We start from the raw sequence: 2,092 nt of genomic DNA, 5'->3' as shown, positions 1-2,092 counted from the left end.
TTTGGTTGACTTGTTCCATTCCTAAGCGGGTTGATCCATACAACATCCTCTCACTAAGATACAAATTCTTTTCCGAATCTTCAGTCTTTAACGTATAAATACTCATCACGTTACCTTGTGCGTCACGTACATAATACGTTTTCGTAATTCCTTCGGTGTTTATCATCCCTGGCGCAGACTTTGGATACACTGTCTTGGTAATTCGCTGTCCCATTGGGTCGTAATCAAATGCCAGATCCGGTTTTTCACTAAACGCATAACGTTCAATTTTCTTTACTTTTCCGGTAACTGTCCACTCGATGTTTTCAATTTCTTCGGTTTTATCTTGCACAAGTTGCCCGATGGCATCGTAGCGGTAGTTATGGGTGGTTTCATTTGTCGCCAGGTGATAGTTTGAGACACTACCGACACTACCACCCAACTTTATTATATTTTTCTGTGTCAAAACCAGTCAATTTATTTTCTACAATAGCTGATTTTAATCGTTCAGACATAATGAGTTTGTATTCAAAAGGGAACAATCTAAACAAATCATAATTTATTAGTTTTGAATCGCTTTTTAATACTATTAGTTTGGCGTTTAGTCCAAACTTCCACCCTTTTTCTGCTTTTTGCTTTTGATACCATTGATAAGAATCAATTTTAATTTCTCCAATATTAGAAACACCATTTGTTTCGTAAAAAATAGATTTTTCATAATCTATTTCTCCTGTCAAGTCTTCCTCTATTTGTAACCAATAATAATTTTTAATTATTTCATTTTTTTTTCCAATAATTTCTGTTGGATAAAACTTATGCTTAATAAGTATAAAATCGGCTAACAAATCTTTTGTTTTATCATCTATCAATAGTCCTCCCGAAGCAATTGCTCCCTGAGAAAGACAGTTTGTTAGTTTGGCTTTTTTATGCAACTCAAAAATGAGTGGAGTTTTAATATCGGGGTATCCATTAGTAAAAGATTTTATTTCATCTTTTGCCATTGGACAAAACACCTGTGAATCTCCATTTCCTATCATATATTTAGCAGAATAACCTAAAGTATATAAATTCATTTTAGTCTAATTTTATATCATTAACCTTAACACCATTTTTTTTACTCGCCGTTTCTACAATTTTATGTAAACTTTCTTGTAGTGTCTCCAAAAATTCCTTTGCCTGTTCGGGTGTATACCCCTCATTTTGTTTTGCCCAAGAATTTATTTTCATATCAATCTGCTCAGTATATTTTTTGTGCTTAGCGTGGGTGCCCCCATTTTTAACAGGTATCAAACCAATTCCATTTCCTTTTCCGTTGATATCATAGCCTGCACCTAAAGCATCCTTTACAACTTGATTATTTTTCACCAAATTTACAGGAATTAAATGATGAGCATGTTCTCCTACCTCCAAAGCACCTTTCATGCTTTTTCTCAACTTCCAAGAATCCCATAATGCATTTGCTGAGTTTTCTCCATACTGAGCTACATCTGTTAAATATCTTTGAACTCTAGCTACATTTTTAAACACTCTTCCTCCTGTTACAGTAGCATCAGTAACTTTACCTACTTTAACAATATATTTACCTGCCTTCCCTAAATCACCTACAACGGGGATGATGGCCGCAGTTGAAATAGCAGCATTGGCATAATCACCTTCAAAAGTATATATAAGTGCATTGATACCATCAAAAACTTCACCTGCAACTGGAATACATCCCATTACATCAAGTAAAGATTCCCATAAATCGAACCCAATGTTAGATTCATTTAATATATCAGGTTGAAGACCTTTTAATTCTTTTGCATCAATGACTCTGTTACCACTAAACGCATAAGGTGAGTAAAAAGGACATCTTAAAGCCAATGGGTCAACCGCAAAGAATCTCCCTACCCTTGGATCGTGCATTCTAAAAGTATAATTCACAGAATTCCCTTCACCTTTTATCTCGTCATCCTTCTCTTGCCCTTGGAAGCCGTAACGGTAATCTCCTGTACTTCCATTCCTTTCTGCCATCTGCATCCCAAACGGCATATAATCCGAATAACTCACCACATCCGGCTGATAATACGCAATAGCTCCTAAATCATCATCCACTGGTAACTTCCGGCCAGAA

The 2,092-nt window shown here is 35.6% G+C and carries 3 protein-coding genes; all 3 read right to left on the bottom strand.

Annotation, left to right across the window (positions count from 1 at the left end; genetic code table 11):
- Positions 1–421, bottom strand: a 421-nt coding sequence (locus tag ABDZ97_RS12370) for a hypothetical protein (protein WP_343788108.1), incomplete at its 3' end; no start/stop codon positions are given.
- Positions 411–1,052 (bottom strand): imm11 family protein, encoded by a 642-nt coding sequence (locus ABDZ97_RS12365; RefSeq protein WP_343788106.1) that lies wholly within the window; start codon positions 1,050–1,052, stop codon positions 411–413. The genes ABDZ97_RS12370 and ABDZ97_RS12365, both read right to left, overlap by 11 nt.
- Position 1,053: 1 nt before the next feature.
- A partial coding sequence (locus ABDZ97_RS12360) for an RHS repeat-associated core domain-containing protein (RefSeq protein ID WP_343788104.1) occupies positions 1,054–2,092 on the bottom strand: 1,039 nt, incomplete at its 5' end.

Origin of the sequence: Wandonia haliotis (genome assembly GCF_039523435.1) — a bacterium.
Taxonomy (GTDB): domain Bacteria; phylum Bacteroidota; class Bacteroidia; order Flavobacteriales_D; family Crocinitomicaceae; genus Wandonia; species Wandonia haliotis.
This window is presented reverse-complemented; position numbering and strand designations above follow the sequence as displayed.